1 protein-coding gene is annotated in these 477 nt (G+C 53.9%); it reads left to right on the top strand.

Annotated features, from left to right (window positions below):
- Positions 1-70: 70 nt before the first annotated feature.
- On the top strand, positions 71-477 hold a 407-nt coding region (locus ACTHUM_RS19230), incomplete at its 3' end, for a ribonuclease HII (RefSeq protein WP_440403885.1).

Raw genomic sequence — 477 nt, 5'->3', positions numbered from 1 at the left:
GTCCTATTGCGGATTTTATCTGCCGCAAGCGGATATAATGGCGGCTTTGAATCAGACAGGCGGTGAAGAAATGGCGACGGTTTTAAGCGCAGGCGTGGACGAAGCGGGGCGCGGCCCTTTGGTCGGCAGCGTATTTGCGGCGGCAGTGATTTTGCCGGAACATTTTGACCTGCCGGGTTTGACCGACTCAAAAAAACTGAGCGAAAAAAAGCGCGATATGTTGGCGCAGATGATTAAGGAACAGGCGGTTGCATGGAGCATTGCCTTTGCCGATCCCGACGAAATCCTGCAACTGAACATCCTGCACGCAACCATGGCCGCGATGAAGCGCGCAGTCGAGGGGTTGTCGGTCGTGCCTGACAAAGTATGGATAGACGGCAACCGTGTGCCGAAAGATTTGAATGTCCCTGCAGAGGCCGTGGTCAAAGGCGACAGCAAAATTATTGAAATCTCCGCCGCTTCGGTTTTGGCCAAAAC

This window comes from Neisseria sp. P0021.S006 (assembly GCF_051956895.1).
Note: the sequence above shows the minus strand (reverse complement) of the source record. Positions and strands in the feature narration are given on the sequence as shown.